This window comes from Ktedonospora formicarum, from assembly GCF_016587355.1.
Taxonomy (GTDB): Bacteria; Chloroflexota; Ktedonobacteria; order Ktedonobacterales; family Ktedonobacteraceae; genus Ktedonobacter; species Ktedonobacter formicarum.
The window spans coordinates 847,639-867,733 of record NZ_BNJF01000004.1 but is presented as its reverse complement, the minus strand read 5'-3'; the positions used below and the strand labels follow the sequence as shown (position 1 = coordinate 867,733).

The window sequence follows — 20,095 nt, the reverse complement described above, 5'->3', positions numbered from 1 at the left end:
AAACAATAACAAAGGAAGAAAGAGAACTATGAAATTGACACATGACAGCCCAATCCTTGTGACCGGAGCTGCAGGCGAGGTTGGCGCAATCGGTCGCACTCTCACTACACTCCTCCTCGCCCGAGGGCACAAGGTCCGCGCCCTGGTTCGGCGGGAGGACGAGCGCGCGGAATCGTTGCGCCAGCTCGGTGCTGAGGTGGTTCGGGGAGATCTGACAGATCTCGCCTCGATGCACCGAGCGATTGAGGGATGCACGCGCATCTATTTTGGAATGTCTGTCTCTGCGGAGTATCTGCAAGCCACGATGAATACCGCCGCAGTAGCGCGCCACCAGGGCGTCGAGGTGTTCGTGAACATGTCGCAGATGACGGTCTCACAGATGAGCATTACTGAGACTACAGATAGCGCACAGCAAAAGATGCACTGGCTGGCAGAGCAGGCCCTGTCCTGGTCGGGACTGCCAGTCGTCACGGTCCGACCGACAGTCTTCCTCGAAAGTTTCTTTCTGCTTCTGGCTGCGGCTTCCGTCCGGGAAACCGACGAGTTAGCTCTACCACTGGGTGGCGGCAAAACCTCGCCGATCTCAGCGGTCGATGTGGCGCGCGCTGTCTCAGCCATCCTGGACGATCCGTTCCCGCACATCGGCTATGTGTATAATCTGACCGGCTATGAGGTGGGCGATCTAGACTACTATGCGCGTGTTTTTTCCGAGGCACTCGGCCGAACGATCCGCTATCGCGATGTACCACTTCCTCAGTGGACCGATAGCCTTCGGGAGGCAGGGGTCCCTCGGCATCTTGTCAACCATCTTGGGGTGATGGCCGACCTCCATGCACAGGGGCGCTACGACCGTATGACAGATGACGTTTTCAAGCTTACAGGCCAACTGCCGACAAGTGCGCACGATTTCGTGAAGCTGCATGCTGCTGAATTTACGCGGTAAGAGACCACGGATTGACTCGTTTATGTGGAACGACTGAAGTGCTGTCTAGGACGATGTATTGCAGAAAACAAGGGGAACACACTGGTGATTGGAATGAGTGAAGTCTCGTGCTCAAGAATCGATATGCTTGTTTTCGTTTTTCATCGAGTTGTCACAAGACAGTTTGAATGCCCTACAGGCAAGGGGAAGCATCTTCTGAGAGCTCCCCTCTCACTACCTTCGCTCATTACCCTGCCCCTGGTGACAGGTATACTCTTCCCTCAGGGAACGAGCACAATTTTGCCGAGAACATGACGCTGCTCTAACTCGCGATACGCCTCGCGAACGTTGGCGAGGGGATAGGAGCGGGCAATCGGAATTTCCAGTTCTCGCCTTTCGATACGTTGGGCAAGATTAGCCAGTACCGTAGCGCTGGCTCCTTCAGTGTTACCCTCAGTCTTGACGCCATACTTCTCGGCTGCAGCAAAATTGATGATGGTATCAATGCGTTCTGGTTGGACACCAAGACTCAGAGCGAGTTCGACATAATTGGCACCGAAGGTATCAATAAAGGCATCGAGGTGATTATCAGAGGCAGCTCGAAGGCGCTCCTCGATGCCCTCTCCGTAGGCGACTGGGATGGCATGGTGGTCGCTGAGCCACTGATGATGAGCCGGACTAGCTAGGCCGATCACCTTTGCGCCCGCTCGTGCTGCTAATTGGACCACGATCGAGCCGACACCGCCAGCGGCCCCTGAGACGGCGAGGGTGCTGCCCTGTTGAAGCGAGACAGCACGACAGGCCGCGTAGGCTGTTGTCCCGGCGACAAACAGTGAGCCAGCTACCTCCCAGGAGATATGAGGGGACGATGGATCAGGTCACTGGCCTCAACAACGACAAACTCTGCGTGGCTGCCTCTATTGTGTGTGAAGCCAATCACTTCATCGCCTACGGTAAATGCTTGCACCCTTTCGCCAATAGCGACAACGATACCAGCCAGGTCACTGCCCTGTCCAGAGGGAAAGGTCGCAGGCCAGCGCTGATGAAGCAGGCCTTTGCGGGTGGATGCCTCGCCGGGATTGATGCCGGCAGCCTTGACGTTGACAAGGACCTGACCTGGACCTGGCACAGGTCGCTCGACATCTACGACCTGCAATACGTCGATATCGCCATACTGATGAAATCTAACTGCTTTTGGCATGATGTTCTTCCTTCTCTCTCTATTTATCTTGTGTGAGGCGCTCTGACAATTGGGTGTGGCGGCGGATAAACCTGCCTATCTGCTCAAGTGATTGCTGTCCTTCCGGCAAGACGGAGGCGTATTGCTGAAAGACATGCCACATGTCATCCCATACAGCCAGCTCGACCGGCACGTGTACAGCTCTGGCATGTTCGGCGATCTTGAGGGAGTCATCCAACAGGACTTCATCATGACCAACATCAATACGCAGGGGTGGGAAGTTGTGCAGGTCTGCGTATATTGGAGAAATGAGCGGATTGTGTGTATCTTCAGGACCCGGATAGAAGCTCGCCAGAAAGTGCATGGTCTGCGCAGAAAAGATGGGATCAGCAGCTTCACGCGTTCCCCGGCTCTCAACTGTGCCGACCAGATCTGTCCAGGGCGAAAGAAGTACAGCTGCAGCTGGCATAGCTCTCTTCTTCTCTCGCAAGGTTTGCAATAAGGCGAGAAGCAGGCCACCACCTGCAGAGTCACCTGCAAGCACGATATGCTCTGGTTTTGTTCCATTGGCAAGTAACCAGTGATAGGCAGTCAGGGCATCGTCTAAGGCGGCAGGAAAAACGTGTTCAGGCGCGAGACGATACTCAAACAGCAGACTCCGAATACCAGACGCATTTGCCAGACGTGCAACCAGATCACGATGCGACTTGAGCGAACCAAGAATATAGCCTCCGCCATGCAGAAAAAGCACCACACGTTCTGCGTCAGCATCAGAAGGATGTATCCATTCTGCGGATAGTCCATCCACATCAACCGCTTCGACGCGTGTCCCTTCAGGCAATGGAACTGGATGTTCGACGTAATTTTCAATTAATAATTCATAGTCGACGCGCTGCTCCGCTAATGACATCTGTGGTGCGCCCTGACGAGCCTACAGGTAGGAGCGAATCTGCGCACTTTCCAAGCTAGACATAAGAAAACCTTCTCTTTCAATAAGGATAGCGAGATGTGAGTGGCTGATGTGGATGACCAGGCCATTCACGTCACCTGCTCTCATCCAACCGAAACGTAATATCACTTGTGACAACTCTACCCAAAAAGCTTGTATCTTGTAAGATGTAACCAAAAAGTGATACAGTTACCATATGGAAACTAAGCAACAAAACGGTCCCGATATTTTCCAGGAGAATTGCATGTCGCGGCAGGTGCTACGATTGATCGCAGATCAATGGACACCGTTGGTGATCTATGCATTGGAAGATGGGACGATGCGGTTTGGGCAATTGCTCAAGCGAATCGGGGGCATATCAAGGAAAATGCTGGCGCAGTCATTGCGCGCGATGGAACGGAATGGCTTGGTGCAGCGCGTTGTCTATCCTGTTGTACCTCCAATTGTCGAGTATTCTCTCACTCCGTTGGGACAAACGCTTGTCGAACCAATGAAGGTATTAGGCAACTGGGCATACGGGCACATGCACGAGGTAGCGCTGGCCCGAACAGCGTATGATCAGCGTGACCATACACCACTTCAGGATGAAGTAGCTGCTCTTGTTGAACAGCGATAACTTCGAGTTTCCATTTTCATTCCCAGGCTGGGAAAGCACCTCAACCACAAATCCGCCCGGTTCGAACCAAGAACTATCCGAGTATGCTTGTGTTATGGTGGCTTGATTCCAATGCCATCCGTTGTATCCTCGTTCAGCTGTTGTGAGATCTATGCTCACCTGGGTTGGCTCCTTTGAGAAAGCCGAAATAGAACGAGCCAGGCTCATTCACCAGGGCAAAACGCTTCTGTGACAGCTCATCAGCACAAGCAAAAAGCACTGCGGATTGCTGCACACGACCTGTGCAAAAAGTGGTACCCGAATTCCCCTGGTCAAAGACCACCAGCAGACCAAATGGCACCTTAATGGTGAGCGGGAACCATATCTACAGCACAAGTGGCATCTTCCCTTTGACCGTCATTGCGACAGAAGGGACTCACAGTGCCGACAGGCCATCGTCAAGACGGCAAACCTGCATGCCCGCGCTTATGGCTTGCAGAGTACCAATCCAGCAGCAGGACCCTTTGGGGATGTCTCCATCCAGAGTCCGGGAAGTAGTCAATCGGCGACGGTGCCTTCTGCATTTGCCGCGGAGCTATTGTCATAGGGATCACCGATACGGTTTCTGGTTCACTGTCATCTATTCCACAAAGCGTCGAAGCATCTTCGGTGATGAGCCAGCTTGTCGAGGGGCTGTAGTGGCTAACGGTATCCATGTCCAGGCCCATGCGACGATGTCTTCTCTCTCATCGTCTGGCTCAACATCCTTTACTTTGTCGGGTCATAGTTGGGAGGTTTCAGGAGCGTGCGAAGAAGTAAATATATTATGCATATTGCTTGTAAACATTGAGAAAGAGTAAGCTACCTTGCTCTTGCCAACAAAGTCAGAAGAGAGTGTCCATTCCCATTAAGGATATCGACAATGCGCCCATTTCCCAGAAGGCATATACCAGATAAAGGGGCGGATGCAAAAAGAAATATTCACCATAGCTTCAGCCCTTCCGTTCATTTCTCATCTTTGAGATCACATCTCCTGATACTTCCTCCTCTCAAACGTCTTTTTAGACTAAAGGTGCTGCTGTGATATTCTTCGCCAGTATTGCCTGAATATAGGTAATCTCGCACGATATTCTGGCTATTTGGAACAAATGACGTTCGTAACACTTCCGTGACGAGCTCATGGTAAGATCCTGGACAGGAAAGTTGGATCTGGATCATTCTCATGAAGGGAGCAACCAGGAGTGCCTATGAACGGCCAGCGAAGCTCGACACATACCCTATTGCAATATTCTGATGGAGGCAATGGATCGCAGATGTACCTGCACGAAAAAGTGCTGGTTTGGTCCCGAGGCCTTTGGCTGCTGCTCACTGCGGCAATGCTTGCCTGCCTTCCCCCCGATTATCAGATGTTACAGTGCGTCTGTGACGGCCCAGCTAACTGCTCCCTCTTCACGCCGAAGGCACCTCCCACGAAGGTGCTGGCGATGCATGTGCTTTGCCTTGAGCTTTCCGACTTTGTCATTATCTCACTTTGTATTCAGGTGGTGGTGACGCTAGTCCTTCTGACCATGGGTACGCTGACATTCTGGCATAGATCAGGTACTCCTTTGAGCTTGATCACCTCCATCATTCTTAATGTACCGGGTAGTACTGGAATGTTCTTTTGCCTGGGAGGGAGGTCATTCGATAGAGTGATACATGACAAGACTCGCAAGGTCTCTTCCAGCTAATTTATTCAAGGAGGATCATTGATTATGTTCTATAATATAGCCTTGTTCGTTCACATTGTTGGGGTAACCATGCTTTTTATCGCCCTGGGTATAGAACTCATTGCCTATGTTTCCAGACGGTGTGCCCAAAACGTTGAACAGATTAAAGCCATTGGTCAATTTGGGGCCATTAATGGCCTGTTGCATCCCGTTTCTCTTCTTTTGATCCTGACGGGGTATCTACATGGCAGTAACCGCTGGGTTATTTACGCAAGCCTGGGTCTTGTTTGCCTTCGCCTCCACGCTGCTTCTCCCAATTTTTGGTATGATCATCGATAGCCCGCGGACTACACTTATTCACCAATTGGCCATGGAGGCTCAATCTTCCACCATTTCTCCTGAATTGTGCCAACGAATCAAGGATCCCATTCTAGGTTCATGGAACATTGTCGGAACAGTGTTAGCCTTCTGGATTCTTTTCTTGATGACCACCAAACCTGATGTCATGGGAGCCTTATGGTCATTGCTGGTGGCACTCCTACTTAGCTTTAGCGCTACACTCCCACTCTGGAAAAAGGCCGACGTTGCTGGAAGTTTCGTGGTTGCAGAGGACGTGGATCAAAAGCAAACGCGCTCGTAGGCCGCTCCACCTCTCGTCCAGATGGACCTGACGTCTCGGCTTACGGATGTATTGTCACAAATTGCTTCACAGCCGTTTTGAGGGAAGGACCGAGTTCCTCTTAGAGAGCCAGATAGTATCGAACTTGTGAAGCATGTGATGGCTTGTGCGGCATATCCTGGCTATGAACATCTGAGACAGAAGCGCTGAACGTTTCAGGCGGGCAAAGAAATGACGTACTGCCGCGATATGGATCACAAATTTGAATCGCTGCCAAAAACACGCTGCAAAACATCGCTAGCTCATTCGTGTGAAGCCGCTTCTGGCGTCAGGCTACTTGAAGATTGTAGTAAAGTTTTGAGCCATCTGTTCTCTATGCCAGAAAGTTTTACCTTGACACCTTTTCGCCTGTAGAAAGACTTAATTGTACGCGTCTCGTAACGTTTTTGAGACGGTTCTCCAATATACTCCTCATTATGAGCTTCTTTGTAAAGAAGGGTCGAGGCGATCGATACCAGACATAAGAAGAGAGTGACAGAAATGAAAACGAGCGTCGTCAATAGCGAGACTCGCCTACACGGATGGCCACTTGTGGTCGCCCGTATCCTGGTCTTTACGATGATGGCTGCCACCGTAGGGCTGTTTGCCCTGGCACTCTCAGACAGCCTCACTTCTCTTGCAGTTCCCTGCGCTGACCCAAGGATAAATTTCAAGGTGAATCATTGCCTTATCGGGTCAGCGCACGTTGCGCCTTTAGCGAGGCTTGGCATTACCCCACATGCCCTGGCACTTGCCGCTGTTGCGCTTTCCTGCCTGTCTTTGTTACTGGCTGAAGGAGCTGCGGCTGTGTTGCTCTGGCATCGCTCCAACGATTGGATGGCATTGCTCGTCGCACTGATGTTTATCCTCGCGCCAATGGCCCTTACACCAGTCTTGCGCATCCTGCCGTCGCACACAGGGATCTTGCAGGAACCTGCCGGGATTCTTAGCGCAGCCAGTGATCTCAGCATCCTGCTGCTCTTAGTACTCTTTCCCAGTGGACGCTTCGTGCCAAGATGGTTGTGGATACCTAGTCTGACGCTGGTGCTCTTTTCCCCTGTCGATGCTTTTCTCCCCCAGGAGGTCGGAGCAGTCCTATTCTTGGGTTTGCTTCTGTGTCTTGGCGCTAGCCAGATCTATCGTTATAGATGGGTCTCCACACCAGTGCAACGTCAGCAGACCAAGTGGGTCGTCTACGGCTTCATCCTTCTCATTGGTATCAACCAACTGTTCTGGCTGCCCTATGGACTAATCCCAGCACTGCGTCAGTCGGACTCGCTCTACATTCTCCTGGCTTATCCTGATGACTTCTTCCAGCTCAGTATCGTAGTGGTCACCTTTAGCGTTGCTATTCTGCGCCACCGGCTGTGGGATATTGATGCCCTCATCAATAAGACGCTGGTGTATGGCGTGTTGACAGGTATTTTGGGGACCCTCTACGCATGCCTGGTCATTGCTCTCTCAACTCTGGCTGGAGCGATCAATGGACTAGCGGTAGGACAGCCAGCGGTGCTGGTTATCTCCACGCTGACGATTGTCACACTGTTTCGGCCGGTACTCATGCGCATTCAGACGCTGATTGACCGCCATTTCTATCGCCAGAAGTATGATGCTGAAAAGGCTCTGGCGGCCTTCAGCACATCCTTGCGTAACGAGGTGGACCTCTCGCATATGCACGAACAATTGCTTGCCATTGTGCAGGAGACCATGCAGCCCACCTTCCTTTCTCTCTGGATCTTCTCGATGACACGGCAGGTATCAGAGGGAGAAATCAGGGGAGAATCGCTCTCGTGTGAAGAAGATCGGCTGGGCAGAGAGCATTTCAACTCGTCGTCAACTGATCCAGAGAAGGGTTCTATGAATGCTCACAAGCCTCAACCTTTCTGACAAAGGGATAAATGGCGCAAAACATTAGATACAATCTTCACGCTATAAATCACGCCCACAGCGCGCTTGCACGAGAGCGTTTGAGCAAGAACATTGATCTTTCTTACGGCTACATTGGCGACACATTGTATGCCTGGTTTTGTCATTTGGCTTTCGAGGGTTCGCCAGCAGTATCAATTTGGTAAGGCGAATCTCCTTCTCTCGTTATTCCCCGCTCTCCTTCTGTGCGTCTGGAGGAGTTATGGCTTTACCAACATGCTGTTTTCCCGTTCCATCTTTCGATGTCAGGTAGGTTGGTTGACCTTAGAAACCTCCTCTAAGTTTCATATGCCGATTGTATCGGCGATAGATTGCCACGTGACATGGCTCACCTCGTCCGAGCCAGTACCGTCGACGACTTGATCCTTCAGCCCGATCAAGCGAGGGCTTCCTGTAAGACATTCTGCGCCGCATTGTGATCACGATCTTGCGGGAGTTGATCATAGGGACAGGTTGGGTTTTGACAGACAAACACCCGATCGTTGAGCGTCATCTGCTGCCATGTCCACCTGCAGCAATGGCAGGTTTTGCTGGAAGGAATGAACCGATCCATGGTAGTTTCCCCAAAAATGTGTTCCTTTTTCCCTGAAAAGTTGCTCTGTTCCGCGGATTGTCACAATGTTTGGAAATGGCCCGATGTTTGGCCATTATCAGTCAATCTATTGGCTGCAACACAGAAAATCCTCTCAAGTGGCCATAGAGGGATAGCAGCTCAACAAATAGCGCCTTGCTTTGGCACCGCCTTTCCAGTGGGACGTAAAAGGGAGTACCTCATTTCCAGGGAACACAGATCAGACAGTGCCGGGACATACAGATCCTCACTCGTCGCATCAAAACTTGCTCAGCCTTGTAGTGAACGCCCATCTGTCAGCCTGATTCGGGGTTGTCTCTTTTGAGAGATCCCCAGCGTGTTTCATTTTTAGAGTTAACGTGGCTCAAGGAAAGGAACCTGCCGTATGACAGAGAAAGAGCACAACGGTCAAAATGAGGGAAGCCCTGCGAGCGTGCTTCCCAAGAAAGAACAGATCGAAGCCTTCAAGTCTGGCCTGCGGGGAGAACTCATTCAACGAGGAGATGTGCGCTACAATGAGGCACGCAAAGTCTACAATGCGATGATAGACAAACACCCAATCTTGATTGTACTTTGCGCTGACGTGTCCGACGTGATCGCGGCAGTCAACTTTGGCCGAGAGAACAATCTTCTGGTGGCCATCCGTAGCGGTGGACACAATGCCGGCGGGTTAGGGATCTGCGAGAATGGGCTGGTGATCGATCTCTCGCTCATTCATTACACGCGCGTCGATCCCACAGCGGGAACAGCCCTGGTTGGGGGAGGCTGCACCTGGGGCGACGTAGATCATGCCACTCATGCTTTTGGCTTGGCAGTCCCCAGCGGCTTCATTGCCTCGACCGGCGTCGGCGGGCTGACCCTCGGTGGGGGGATCGGACACCTGACGCGCAAGTGCGGCCTGACCATCGACAACCTGCTTGCTGCTGATGTCGTGCTGGCTGATGGCCGTTTTGTGACTGCCAGCGAGCGGCAAAACGAGGATCTTTTCTGGGCGCTGCGCGGCGGAGGGGGAAACTTCGGAGTCGTCACCTCGTTCCTGTTCAAGGCTCACCCAATCAACATCGACTATGCTGGTCCCATGCTTTGGGAACTGGACCAGGCGCCCGAAATCATGGCGTGGTATCGAGCGCTTCTCCCGCAGGCACCCGAGGATCTCTCTGGCTTCTTCGTGTTTCTTGTGGTGCCTCCTGCCCCACCGTTTCCTGCACATCTCCACAACAGGCGCATGTGTGGCGTGGTGTGGTGCTACACCGGGCCCCTGGAGAAAGCCGAGGAGGTATTCAAACCGATACGCGGATATCTGGCGCCTGTCCTGGACCTGGTTGGCCCCATCCCACATCCAGCGCTTCAGAGCATGTTCGATGCTCTGTACGTCCCAGGACTCCAGTGGTATTGGAAAGCGGACTTCTTCAATGAACTGAGTGATGAGGTGATCCGGCTCCATGTGAAACATAGTTCCCACTTACCAACGATGCACTCGACGATCCATCTTTATCCGGTGAATGGGGCGGCACACCGGGTGGGCAAACAAGAGACGGCGTGGAGCTATCGGGATGCCACCTGGGCTGAGGTGATTGTGGGGGTCGATCCTGATCCCGCCAAGAAGGATCGCATTGTCAACTGGGCCAGGAACTACTGGAATGACCTGCATCCCTACTCGGCAGGAGGCTCCTATGTGAATTTTATGATGGAAGAGGGTGAGGAGCGCGTGAAAGCATCCTATCGGGACAATTATGAGCGGTTGCAAAGAATTAAGCGCGTGTATGATCCAATGAATTTCTTCCGCGTGAATCAAAACATCACACCCGCTCGATAAATGCTTAAACGCGATACCTACTGTGCCAGCCACCAGCGTGGCGTCCAAACAGACAAGATCTCTTTGTTTTCGCATCATGATGCGAGGGTGGACCAGAAAGGAAATCCTATCATTCTTTCCCTCTCCGGTTGACCAGCAATCTCTGGGCTCTGGTGCCTCGTTTTCGAAACGCGGCACCACAACTGGAGCGAAATCCTGTTCACAGGCCACTTGAGAGGCTTTTCTGTGCTGCGGCCAAACATTATTCATGAGCTGGTATTTCCGCGCAAAAGTGAGTGCGTTTTTTTTTCTCAATGTTGGGCGTTTCCCTGAAGGGTGAGCAAGTCCTCTTATGGATGGCTGGACATGCCTCCCTTCCCGATTCCTCATGGAGTCGTAACGCTTGTCGTAACGATCACGAGATGGTTGACCCATATACTTGCAGAGAGAAAGATCGATACCTCGAACAAGCATGTGGCAAAGCAGGGTTCTTTGCTTCACAGGGAAGAACTTGTCTAGAGGCTGTAAATCGCGTTCTTCCTCGCAAGACTGACAAACAGAGATCCGCTTCATCTCCCGTTTGTATTGAAGGTATGCACGGTGCCTATGCACGCGCGCTCAATACACCGCAGAAGGTGTACATATGACGGAAATCTTTGATTATTACACCCGTTTAGATCCGCTTCTTCAAAAATGGAGGTATCCGCTATGGAACTCGTTCAGCAATACTGGTCTGCCTACTGGTCATTTGTACTGCAAACCCTGGACAGCCTTGGCGTTCAGCCAGAATATCAATTCCTCTGTGCGGTCGTTATCACCTTTGTCTTTGCAATGTTTGTCCTAAAAGTTCTTCGTTCAATCTTTGGTGGTTCGTCGCATGCTTCTTCTCACTACCATCCAAGGAGCGGATTTTCTGATCATGGATGGCACGCGATGGAGAACGCTCGACGAGCACATCAAAACGCAGCGGATAATGCTCAACGAGCACATCAAAATGCAGTGCGAATACATCAGAATATGATGCATCGGCACTAACCGCCTATGGTGAGGTAGGGATAGGAGGTTAGCATGTGAGTGACAGAGAGTGCGTCGTTTCGGTATCCTTGTCAGGTCAAGCCGAGGGGATGCCGAGAGGACGCGGCGTCAGGGTTGGCCCGTTTGCAGGTTGGGGCACCAAGCCAAACTCTTATTGGCAAAAGAGAAGTCCAAAAAACAGGCTCATCCACAGTTTCTGGAGTAGAAGATTATATATCTGTATTTTAGGAGAGATACGTGACTGCACTCCAACAGTGTCGCATTTGTGGCTCCCAGATTCCTTCGCAGAGCGCGTTTTGCCCTTCCTGCGGCGCTTCAATAGAGGCGAATGCGCCATTTCCCACTGTTACTATTGCCGAGGGCCTGCCATCAACCTCCCCGCAGCCGCCTATCACCGGGACGGGGCGCATCCCGATTGGGCAGATGCTGCATGGACGCTATCGCCTGTTGCAGGCGGTTGGACAAGGAGGCATGGGGGCCGTCTACGTTGCTCAGGATACGCAACTGGGAGACCGCCTGGTCGCTGTCAAAGAGATGAGTATGAGTCGTCTGGTACCTCAGGAGGTTCCGCTCGCCATTGAGCAATTTCGCCACGAAGCCCACTTGCTCGCCAGCCTGCACCATCAGAACCTTCCCGAGATCTATGAGCACTTTTCTGAGCATGACCGCTGGTACCTGGTGATGAGTTTTATCGAGGGCCAGAATTTGCAGGCGGCTTTAGACACTGCATCTGGGCACAAACTGCCCCTCAAAGAGGTTCTCCATATCGGTCTTGAACTCTGTGATGTACTGGAGTATCTGCATACCCATACTCCTCAGATTATCTTCCGTGATCTCAAGCCGCTGAACATCATGCTGACCCCTAGAGGGCGTATCTGCCTGATTGACTTTGGTATTGCCCGTCACTTCAAGCATGAGCAGACCAGAGATACTGCCTACTACTACTCGGTTGGCTACGCGCCCCCGGAGCAGTATGGACAATCGCAGACTGGTCCTCGTTCCGATATCTACAGCCTGGGTGCCACCCTGCACCAGATGTTCTCCGGGTTCAATCCTGCCAGCCGACCTTTCCAGTTCCCCTCTCTGCATCTGGTCGATCCTACCCTGCCCGAACCGCTTGTCAAGCTCATCGCCCAGATGCTCGAAATGAACGAACAGGCTCGCCCCACCAGCGCCGCCGAGGTCAAAACGCGCCTGGAACAATTTTCCAACCAAGTATCCCTACCCGCGACCGTTATCGTCCCACCTACACCCGCACCTCGCAACACGTCCACGCCTCCGCAGCAAACGCCCGCTGCCACGACTGACGAGACAGCAAGCAGCGATCTTTGGGACCACATCGGCAGTTACCTGAGTCAGGGAACGAACCGCTATTGGCTTGGCTTTATTGTTCTCAGCTTCATCTTTGGCTGCCTCCTCCCTTTGATTACTTGGTCGAATGTAAGAAATTATAACCTCAGTGACCATGCGCATACGGCCTGGCTCGCATCTCCATTTCTGATTTCAAGCACGCCAGTACAGTGGGATTTTCTCCCTGCCTATTGGACCGTTATCGGTGCTGTTGGGGCAGTTGTAATCGGCTTGCTCTTGCTACTGCGTAAGCGAAGAGGGGCGCGACTGGACCTGCTTGGCGGCTTCATCCTCAGCGTGATTGCCTCCATCAATTTCCTGCTTTGTGAGTATGGTCCATTTACACATGTCTCTTCTCTGGCAGATGTTCACTACCAGAACTATGATATGTTGCAATACGATCCACAGTATAACAATAATTTCGTTGTCTACCTCTTACTATTCTCGCTCTGGCTCTTTGTCGGCACACGCTTCTTCCTGCGGGGATCAAAACGTATTGGGAAGATGCTCTTTAGTATCTTCTTGCTCATCGTGAGTGTCCTCCTTCTCACGCCTTTTGAGTACGCATGGCGGTCGTCGGCGATCTGGCTGCCGGCTCTCATTTCCATCGTTTGTGCCATAATTGCGCTGCGTGCCAGCTTACGCAAGCCGCGCCCGCAGTCCAGCATTCGTCCATGAACATCATATGCGACTGCACTTAGCGCTTGTACTCTGTACGCTCAAGGCACTCCCCAAGCTGGTTATCTGGTTCCATTATTGCTGAGAGAGGAAAATCGCTGACAACAGCGAACCGAGACAAACCAAAAAGATCAGTGGAATAAGAGGTAAAGATCGCTGGAAAATACCCAAAAAGAAAGGAGTGGGGTATGGAACGCCCTCAAGAGTTCTCTCCATCTACCATGACCGCTCTCATTGTTGGAGGAGGCATTGGAGGACTTGCCACTGCGCTGGCTTTCCAGCGGCATGGGATCAAAACACTTGTGTTTGAACGCACCCAACAGTTTCGCGAAGTGGGCTCGGGCCTGATTTTGGCGGGCAATGCCGTCAATGCACTACACAAGATCGGACTCGCCGATGTATTGCACGCCATTGCCGCCCCTCTTCGTTCTAGTCATCTTCGCTCCTGGCGAGGGAATGTGCTCGTGGATTTGCCGATGCAGGAGACCATGCAGCGCTTTGGCACAAGTATGGTTGCGGTTCATCGAGCCGAGCTACAAGCCGCCCTCGTGCAAGCTCTTGGGAAAGGAAGTCTCCGCACGAATATGCAAGGCATCGGCTTCGAGCAAGACGAGCAGGGAGTACGCGTCCGGTTTGCTTCTGGAGAAGAAGTACAAGGAGATCTCCTAATTGGGGCTGATGGCTTACATTCGGTCATCCGTTCCCAACTGGTTGGTTATGCCTCGCCGCGTTATGCTGGCTATACGGCGTGGCGAGGCGTGACCGGTTTTCCCCTGGACCAGCGTGAGGCACAGACCACATTTGAGACATGGGGAGCGGGAAAACGTTTTGGGCTCATTCCGCTCTCTCAGGGACGTGTCTGCTGGTTTGCGGTCGCGAATGTGCCAGAAGGAGAGCGTGAGGAGGAGACGATGGAGAAACAGAGGGTATTACATCTGGTCTCGTCTTGCCATGAGCCAGCATGGGCGGTGGTTGAGGCAACGGATGCCTCGGCAATTTTGCGCACAGATATCTATGATCGTCCACCGCTCTCCTCCTGGAGCCAGGGGCGGGTCACGCTGGTGGGGGACGCGGCACACCCTATGACCCCTAATCTGGGTCAAGGAGCATGTCAAGCGATTGAAGATGCCTTTCTTCTGGCTGAAAGTCTGAAAAGTTCATCCAGCATTGTCCCTGCCTTGCAATGCTATGAAGCGCGACGTATCACACGAGCAAATGCCATGGTCCAACGATCCTGGCAGCAGGGACGGATCGCTCAATGGAAACATCCCTGGGGCGTTCGCGTTCGCAACACCGTGCTTCGCAAGACGCCATCTCGTTTTTTTGTGAAGCAGCTCAAATGGATTTTGGATAATCAGATCGGATGATCAGAATCGCAAGGAATACTATGAGACCAGTCAAGATACCTCCAAAGACACAAAGGGTGGGGAACTTCCCCGGAAACAACAGAGCTGTATCAACTGCTTCTTCGCTTATATTGATACGGCTAAGTTGCATTTGGCTGTTTGCTTTATTCTCTGGCGAAGAGCTGATGACCGGGTGGCGCTTCTGGGAGCCGCGATGCTGCTTTCCATAGGTGTTGTTGGCCCAACGACACTACATGTGTAAGCGCTCTCCCAAACCCCTGACGGCGGAAAGCTGGTGGTGTCGAGACATCGTAGATCGTCGCACACCCTCCCGCATCCAACAGTGTGCCAGAAGTTACTGGCGTGGTATCCAGATACCCGATGTAGTGCCGCGAAAAGGCATCTGGCCCATACCCGTGTCGTGCATAGGCATCATAGAACAGTGCCAATTCTGAGCCAAAACCAGCCTTCGAGATGTGGACCCACCGCGCCAGCATCTGATCGTTGAGGACTTGTTCGACCCGAAAATGGTTCGGCAAGTTGGGATCAGCACTCAGGGAGGTCAGATCGGCCCACAACCAGTTCCCGCCTGGACCGCCCGGCATCCCAAGTGCTTCCAAATGCTTTCCCAGGTTGGCAGGTTGGTCATCCGGAAAGACGAACCAATCAATCTGATCACTATAGCGGCCAACTTGTTCGAGCATCGTATCTATCTGCTCCTCTGTGCGAGCAGCGTCGAAACGTGTTCGCAGGATGATGTTGCCGAGGGCAGGCGTGTTGCTCACGAACCAGAACGACTCCGCGTCATAGAGCATTGTACCGGACAGTCCAGCAAACAGACGCATGTACGCCATGAGGTTTTCCTGGATCTGGTGAGGTTTCTCTGTGCCTGAGAAATCCAAGAGCGACGACACCACAAGCATTCCTTTTTGATTCATCTCATCATTCTTCGAACAAGATAAGTTTTGCTTCCATTCTCAAACATATCGCCGCTTTCTTTGTGGCGGCAACCTGTATGGCACGATTCGACAAAGGCCACAAGCGCGCATCACCTGAAAAATGTACTACATTGCTTCCAGGTGCTGTAAAGCTGCGCGCGCCGCGAAATAACCGCACAGGCCATGGACACCTCCACCCGGAGGTGTAGAGGAAGAACAGAGATAGAGATGTTTGTCAGATGTGGCATAAGGTACGGGTTGGAGTGTAGGGCGTGTAAAGAGTTGCCGGAAATCCTGTACTCCTCCATTGATATCACCCCCAACATAATTGGGATTGTAGCGCTCAACCTCTATTGCATTGGCTGTATGGCGACTCAGGATACGATCACGGAAGCCAGGAGCGAAGCGTTCGATTTGAGCTTCAATGCGCTCAGTCATATCAACATGCGAGCCATGCGGAACATGACAATACGCCCAGACGGTATGTTTGTCCGCCGGAGCACGTGTATCATCAAAAAGGCTCTGTTGTGCAAGTAACACGAAGGGGTGTTCAGGATGAATACCTTTCCAGACAGCTCGTTCGGCGGCAGCAATTTCGCTCAACGTTCCCCCCACGTGCACTGTACCAGCATGTTTACAGGCCTCTGCTGTCCAGGGAATAGGTCCATCTAAGGCAATATCGAGCTTGAAGATACCTGGACCATAGCGATAGTGTTGCAATTGACGTTTATACCAACCTGAGAGGCGCGATCCTGCCATACGTAGAAGTTGGCGGGGCGTGACATCACAAAGCACCACCTGTGCGGGTGGGAGATCATCAAGCGATTTGACCTCTACCCCTGTGATGATTTTACCTTTCAGGTCCCTCAGATACGCTGCCAGGGCGTCAACAATTTTTTGCGATCCTCCCTTTGGAAGCGGCCAACCTACAGTGTGGGCAAGCAACCCCATAATAAGTCCTATTGCCGCACCTGGCGGTGTTTCAAGGGGAAGCATCGCGTGGGCGCTCATGCCCGCGAAAATGGCACGTGCAAGTGAATCATTGAAATGCGATCTTGCCAGTCCGCTACCTGAGCGACTGGCGAGCAGGCCAAACTGCGCCATCTTTAACGGATGCTGTAATATGTTCGAGCGCAATGGTCCAAGGAACGTATCAATAATGATCTGCCAGTTCTCCACCAATGGCTGCATAAGCTTCTTGTAGGCGCTAGCATCACTCCCCAGGCTTTCTCCAGTGGCTTCTATTGAGCGAGCAATGACAGCGGCTCTACCGTCGTCCAGAGGATGAGCCAGAGGAAGAGTGGGATGAATCCATTCGACCCCATAGCGTTCCAGAGGAAGTGCGCGAAAGAACGGCGAGGCCAGCGCCAGCGGATGGATAGCTGAGCAGATGTCGTGTGTGAAGCCCGGAAGCGTCACTGTATCTGACCGACAGCCCCCACCAATAGTTTCTTTGGCCTCAAGGACAAGCACCGAGCGGCCCGCTTGTGCGATAGTAATCGCGGCAGCAAGTCCATTTGGACCAGCACCCACAATAATTGCATCATAGGATGAAGATCTGGTAACCATATATCAACAACTTTCACCATATTTGATTATTTAGGTCGACGACGAAACCAGCTCGATGGAGTCACTACTGTATAGAGTACTGTGCGAACGGCTGAATTGTGCCAGATATTTTTGGCTTGCGACCATTGGATTTTCTTATCGACACAAACAGTCTCTACTGAGACTGGACCCTCAATATTGAAGCGTTTTGCCAGTTGGGTGAGTGTATGCTTCCAGAAGTTATCCTCTATTTTATGTCCGCCCAGGCGCAGGCCAAGCTCATAGATGGGGTCGCTGGCGCGTATCAACACCTGAACCTGAGCAAGTGTGACATTGTCCACTTCATATGCGCTGAAGGTGATCCAGCCCGCAAACATATGGCCTTGAGGCGTCATGAGTGTGAAGCTTTCCTCATCTGCGTAGAGCACCAGTACCCCTGTTGAGAGTGGCAGGCCGCCAACCGCCACATTCAAGATAGCAACCTCACCTGGTGCAATGCCTGTCAGAGGACCAAAGAAGCGTGAGTTCTCAGGCCAGAACTCGGCAAAGTGTTCTTTCCAGGTTTGAATAACAATGGCTGGGGAGACTTCAGCACCACGCAAAGAGACACGATACGTTTTCTGCCACATCTGTCCAAATCCCTGAAGTGGGCCGGTGATCTGTCGCCCATCAACGTTCAGAGTGAGTGCTCCAGTGTGGGTATGGGTAACATGAAGCGTGTGCGATTCTGGTTGCGCCCAACTGGCTGCGTTGCGTGGTTGTTTGTCTTCGGATGGGATATTCATTGTTTGGCTCCTTTCCAGAGAACCACTCCAAAGTGGCTCCAAATCATTATTGAACCGAATTCTCCGGGGATGTAAAGCTCTTCTCTGGTTCATCTGTTGAAGGCAATCCGCTCAACTCGTTGACCAGGGCACTTGTTTCATCGGGGAAGACATTCAGGAAGTCAATCAGGCGTGTGACCTGAAAAATTTCGACGTAATGATCGCGTAGCCCACAAGCTAAGAGGCGTCGATGCTGCTTACGCGCGCGTGCGATCAAACTGACAATAAGAGCAATACCAGTGCTATTGATATATTTGACATCGCTAAAATTGAGCAGGATCACATCGAGTCCGCGTGCTTCAGCTTCCGCATACGCATTGTTGAGGATAGGCTCGGCTAAGATGGTGATTTCACCGTGCAGGTCGACTATGGAGACGCTGGGTTGGTGACGTACGGTTGCCTCAAGCGTTTTGATGGACATGGGAATCTCCTTTTAAATGGAAGATAAGTTCGATGGTGTGAGTGTGCTCGTCGCTGAGAATACGCATGTCATCAACCATGTTCTGTATCAGAAATAGACCCCAGCCACGCGGCGATTGGAGCTCGGCTAGTTTGGCGTCGATATCAGGCGTATCGGGCATCTGTAATGGCTGTTCTCCCCCCTGGTCACTGATACGTATAGCCAGGGAGTGCTCAGATGAGAGTACTTCCAGAATTACAGGGACCTCCGGATTATAGTGATTCCCATGTTCCATCGCGTTCATTGTCGCCTCTGCTACTGCAGTCTGAAGCTGATCGATGCTGCGCGATGATAAATGAAAGGGTTTCACAGCTTCCGCAACATATGTCATTGCCAGGCGTTCATTGCCTGCTTCGCTGGGGATCGTCCACGTTTGCAGTGGTTGCCAGCTCTCCTGCGTTTCTCTGCCTTCAGTCTCAGATGGCTCACCTCTCGCTGGGGTGGTATCGGGTGCAGGCGTGCGTTGCAGCGTAACCAGAGTAATGTCATCCTCCTGTTCCCAGTCATTGCCTGTGAAGGCAGCCAGTTCATGACGTAGGTAATCGATGGGGGCAGGTTCGCCCGGATAGCTGCCAAGCAAACCAATCAGGCGGGGAAAACCAAACATCTCGCGCTCTGGATCATGCGCTTCGACCAGGCCATCGCTATATAGGAGGATACTCTCACCATGAGCAAGAATGGTCTCTTTTTCTTCGTATTGCATTCCTGGCATCAAACCCAGAGGCATTCCAGTTGCACGCAATTCCGCAACCTCCCCTTCGTGCCAGCGATAGGGTAGATCATGCCCAGCATTGGCGTAGCATAGGTGTCCAGTGCTCAGATCAAGGATGGCAAAAAAGCAGGTGACAAACATTCTGGGCGGAATATCTGGGAAAAGCAGATTATTGCTGGACTCCAGCACCTTACCTGGTGACAGATTCTCCTGCGCCGCTGAGCGCAGAATACTGCGCGTCGTCGCCATGACCAGGGCCGCTGGAATACCTTTATCTGTGACATCACCAACCACCAGACCCAATCTTCCATCTCCATATGGGATAAAATCATAGAAATCACCACCAACCGCACGCGCTGGCTGATAGTATGTTGTTAATTGCCAGCCGGGCAGATTGGGGAGTTCCTGAGGTAGTAAGGTTTGCTGGATGAGGCGAGCAACCTCAAGTTCATGAGCCATACGCTCCCGCTCGCGAGCCTGCGCCTTTTGATTCTGCACGAGTTGAGCAACGCGTAGTGCCGATGCCGCCTGGGTTGCCAGTGAATTGAGCAGTCCTTTATCATAGCTAGAGTAGTCTTGTTCGCTTAACCGTTTTCCAAGATTGATCAGGCCAACCAACTCACCCTGGTTCACCAGAGGGATCGCCAGTTTCACTCCGTTCGCCTTCCATTCGTGAAGAATGGGAGAGTCGAGTTGCAGCTTATCTATCTCAACAGCATGCGGGGAACTAAGAAAATATGCCACGATTGGATCATTGGGCGCGATATCCATTACCTGCGTAATGGTTTGTCGTGTAGGAGATGATACTGGCTTTGGCTGAGCCTGTTCTTTATGAGTGTTACGCCAGTGTAGTTTCTGTTGAATTTTTTGTAGCAATGTTACCATCTCGAACTCCAGTT

At 52.1% G+C, this 20,095-nt stretch carries 17 protein-coding genes and 2 pseudogenes; 10 read left to right on the top strand and 9 right to left on the bottom strand.

Annotation, left to right across the window (positions count from 1 at the left end; genetic code table 11):
• Positions 1-28: 28 nt before the first annotated feature.
• Positions 29-943, top strand: coding sequence for an NmrA family NAD(P)-binding protein (locus K3T82_RS35520; protein WP_220198209.1), 915 nt, complete (start codon positions 29-31; stop codon positions 941-943).
• Positions 944-1,203: 260 nt separating this feature from the next.
• Here K3T82_RS35520 and K3T82_RS50405 read toward each other — a convergent pair.
• Together K3T82_RS50405 and K3T82_RS35505 are read right to left on the bottom strand one after the other, a co-directional pair.
• Positions 1,204-2,123: pseudogene (locus K3T82_RS50405) on the bottom strand (NADP-dependent oxidoreductase).
• Between the two features lie 19 nt (positions 2,124-2,142).
• Positions 2,143-3,012 carry an alpha/beta hydrolase gene (locus K3T82_RS35505; RefSeq protein WP_220198206.1) on the bottom strand — a complete coding sequence of 290 codons (870 nt, stop codon included), beginning with the start codon at positions 3,010-3,012 and terminating at the stop codon, positions 2,143-2,145.
• Between the two features lie 283 nt (positions 3,013-3,295).
• Between K3T82_RS35505 and K3T82_RS35500 the strand changes: the two genes are divergently transcribed.
• The 3 genes from K3T82_RS35500 (at position 3,296) to K3T82_RS35490 (ending at position 5,376) form a co-directional block, all read left to right on the top strand.
• Positions 3,296-3,667 carry a winged helix-turn-helix transcriptional regulator gene (locus K3T82_RS35500; protein ID WP_236031772.1) on the top strand — a complete coding sequence of 124 codons (372 nt, stop codon included), beginning with the start codon at positions 3,296-3,298 and terminating at the stop codon, positions 3,665-3,667.
• A gap of 265 nt (positions 3,668-3,932) precedes the next feature.
• Positions 3,933-4,253, top strand: coding sequence for a hypothetical protein (locus K3T82_RS35495; RefSeq protein WP_220198204.1), 321 nt, complete (start codon positions 3,933-3,935; stop codon positions 4,251-4,253).
• Positions 4,254-4,893: 640 nt separating this feature from the next.
• Positions 4,894-5,376: a hypothetical protein gene (locus tag K3T82_RS35490; protein ID WP_220198203.1), complete on the top strand. Its 483-nt coding sequence runs from the start codon at positions 4,894-4,896 to the stop codon at positions 5,374-5,376.
• A gap of 15 nt (positions 5,377-5,391) precedes the next feature.
• Here K3T82_RS35490 and K3T82_RS35485 read toward each other — a convergent pair whose 3' ends face one another.
• On the bottom strand, positions 5,392-5,562 hold the full coding sequence (locus K3T82_RS35485) for a hypothetical protein (RefSeq protein WP_220198202.1): 171 nt from the start codon (positions 5,560-5,562) through the stop codon (positions 5,392-5,394).
• A gap of 37 nt (positions 5,563-5,599) precedes the next feature.
• Between K3T82_RS35485 and K3T82_RS35480 the strand changes: the two genes are divergently transcribed.
• Both K3T82_RS35480 and K3T82_RS35475 read left to right on the top strand, forming a co-directional pair.
• The gene (locus K3T82_RS35480; RefSeq protein ID WP_220198201.1) at positions 5,600-5,995 is read left to right on the top strand and encodes a hypothetical protein; all 396 of its coding nucleotides are present in this window, start codon (positions 5,600-5,602) and stop codon (positions 5,993-5,995) included.
• A 519-nt stretch (positions 5,996-6,514) separates the two neighbouring features.
• A complete protein-coding gene (locus K3T82_RS35475) occupies positions 6,515-7,900 on the top strand; it encodes a hypothetical protein (RefSeq protein ID WP_220198200.1) in 1,386 nt (461 codons plus the stop codon).
• 323 nt (positions 7,901-8,223) lie between these two features.
• Here K3T82_RS35475 and K3T82_RS35470 read toward each other — a convergent pair.
• Positions 8,224-8,486, bottom strand: a pseudogene (locus K3T82_RS35470) (zinc ribbon domain-containing protein); the annotation flags it as partial.
• Between the two features lie 409 nt (positions 8,487-8,895).
• Between K3T82_RS35470 and K3T82_RS35465 the strand changes: the two are divergent.
• The 4 genes from K3T82_RS35465 to K3T82_RS35450 all read left to right on the top strand — a co-directional run bounded on the left by K3T82_RS35465 (position 8,896) and on the right by K3T82_RS35450 (position 14,735).
• Positions 8,896-10,326, top strand: a complete 1,431-nt coding sequence (locus tag K3T82_RS35465) for an FAD-binding oxidoreductase (RefSeq protein ID WP_220198199.1) — start codon at positions 8,896-8,898, stop codon at positions 10,324-10,326.
• A gap of 687 nt (positions 10,327-11,013) precedes the next feature.
• Complete coding sequence (locus K3T82_RS35460) at positions 11,014-11,340, top strand: hypothetical protein (protein ID WP_220198198.1); 327 nt, start codon at positions 11,014-11,016, stop codon at positions 11,338-11,340.
• A 237-nt stretch (positions 11,341-11,577) separates the two neighbouring features.
• Positions 11,578-13,368: a serine/threonine-protein kinase gene (locus tag K3T82_RS35455; protein ID WP_220198197.1), complete on the top strand. Its 1,791-nt coding sequence runs from the start codon at positions 11,578-11,580 to the stop codon at positions 13,366-13,368.
• Positions 13,369-13,556: 188 nt separating this feature from the next.
• Entirely contained in the window at positions 13,557-14,735 is a 1,179-nt protein-coding gene (locus tag K3T82_RS35450) for an FAD-dependent monooxygenase (protein WP_220198196.1), read from the top strand.
• A gap of 143 nt (positions 14,736-14,878) precedes the next feature.
• Here K3T82_RS35450 and K3T82_RS35445 read toward each other — a convergent pair whose 3' ends face one another.
• The 5 genes from K3T82_RS35445 to K3T82_RS35425 form a co-directional block, all read right to left on the bottom strand.
• Positions 14,879-15,652 carry a GNAT family N-acetyltransferase gene (locus tag K3T82_RS35445; RefSeq protein ID WP_220198195.1) on the bottom strand — a complete coding sequence of 258 codons (774 nt, stop codon included), beginning with the start codon at positions 15,650-15,652 and terminating at the stop codon, positions 14,879-14,881.
• A gap of 126 nt (positions 15,653-15,778) precedes the next feature.
• A complete protein-coding gene (locus tag K3T82_RS35440; protein WP_220198194.1) occupies positions 15,779-17,221 on the bottom strand; it encodes a phytoene desaturase family protein in 1,443 nt (480 codons plus the stop codon).
• A gap of 26 nt (positions 17,222-17,247) precedes the next feature.
• Positions 17,248-17,985 carry a hypothetical protein gene (locus K3T82_RS35435; RefSeq protein WP_220198193.1) on the bottom strand — a complete coding sequence of 246 codons (738 nt, stop codon included), beginning with the start codon at positions 17,983-17,985 and terminating at the stop codon, positions 17,248-17,250.
• Between the two features lie 46 nt (positions 17,986-18,031).
• Positions 18,032-18,445 (bottom strand): STAS domain-containing protein, encoded by a 414-nt coding sequence (locus tag K3T82_RS35430; RefSeq protein WP_220198192.1) that lies wholly within the window; start codon positions 18,443-18,445, stop codon positions 18,032-18,034.
• Positions 18,426-20,081: a SpoIIE family protein phosphatase gene (locus tag K3T82_RS35425; protein WP_220198191.1), complete on the bottom strand. Its 1,656-nt coding sequence runs from the start codon at positions 20,079-20,081 to the stop codon at positions 18,426-18,428. The genes K3T82_RS35430 and K3T82_RS35425 overlap by 20 nt, the downstream gene beginning before the upstream one ends.
• Positions 20,082-20,095 lie beyond the last annotated feature (14 nt).

Excerpts from the sequence above, each read along its gene's own strand:
- K3T82_RS35520 (WP_220198209.1), top strand. The coding sequence starts at position 29 with ATGAAATTGACACATGACAGCCCAATCCTTGTGACCGGAGCTGCAGGC.
- K3T82_RS35505 (WP_220198206.1), bottom strand. The coding sequence starts at position 3,012 with ATGTCATTAGCGGAGCAGCGCGTCGACTATGAATTATTAATTGAAAAT.
- K3T82_RS35500 (WP_236031772.1), top strand. The coding sequence starts at position 3,296 with ATGTCGCGGCAGGTGCTACGATTGATCGCAGATCAATGGACACCGTTG.
- K3T82_RS35490 (WP_220198203.1), top strand. The coding sequence starts at position 4,894 with ATGAACGGCCAGCGAAGCTCGACACATACCCTATTGCAATATTCTGAT.
- K3T82_RS35485 (WP_220198202.1), bottom strand. The coding sequence starts at position 5,562 with ATGCAACAGGCCATTAATGGCCCCAAATTGACCAATGGCTTTAATCTG.
- K3T82_RS35480 (WP_220198201.1), top strand. The coding sequence starts at position 5,600 with ATGGCAGTAACCGCTGGGTTATTTACGCAAGCCTGGGTCTTGTTTGCC.
- K3T82_RS35475 (WP_220198200.1), top strand. The coding sequence starts at position 6,515 with ATGAAAACGAGCGTCGTCAATAGCGAGACTCGCCTACACGGATGGCCA.
- K3T82_RS35465 (WP_220198199.1), top strand. The coding sequence starts at position 8,896 with ATGACAGAGAAAGAGCACAACGGTCAAAATGAGGGAAGCCCTGCGAGC.
- K3T82_RS35460 (WP_220198198.1), top strand. The coding sequence starts at position 11,014 with ATGGAACTCGTTCAGCAATACTGGTCTGCCTACTGGTCATTTGTACTG.
- K3T82_RS35450 (WP_220198196.1), top strand. The coding sequence starts at position 13,557 with ATGGAACGCCCTCAAGAGTTCTCTCCATCTACCATGACCGCTCTCATT.
- K3T82_RS35445 (WP_220198195.1), bottom strand. The coding sequence starts at position 15,652 with ATGAATCAAAAAGGAATGCTTGTGGTGTCGTCGCTCTTGGATTTCTCA.
- K3T82_RS35440 (WP_220198194.1), bottom strand. The coding sequence starts at position 17,221 with ATGGTTACCAGATCTTCATCCTATGATGCAATTATTGTGGGTGCTGGT.
- K3T82_RS35435 (WP_220198193.1), bottom strand. The coding sequence starts at position 17,985 with ATGAATATCCCATCCGAAGACAAACAACCACGCAACGCAGCCAGTTGG.
- K3T82_RS35430 (WP_220198192.1), bottom strand. The coding sequence starts at position 18,445 with ATGTCCATCAAAACGCTTGAGGCAACCGTACGTCACCAACCCAGCGTC.
- K3T82_RS35425 (WP_220198191.1), bottom strand. The coding sequence starts at position 20,081 with ATGGTAACATTGCTACAAAAAATTCAACAGAAACTACACTGGCGTAAC.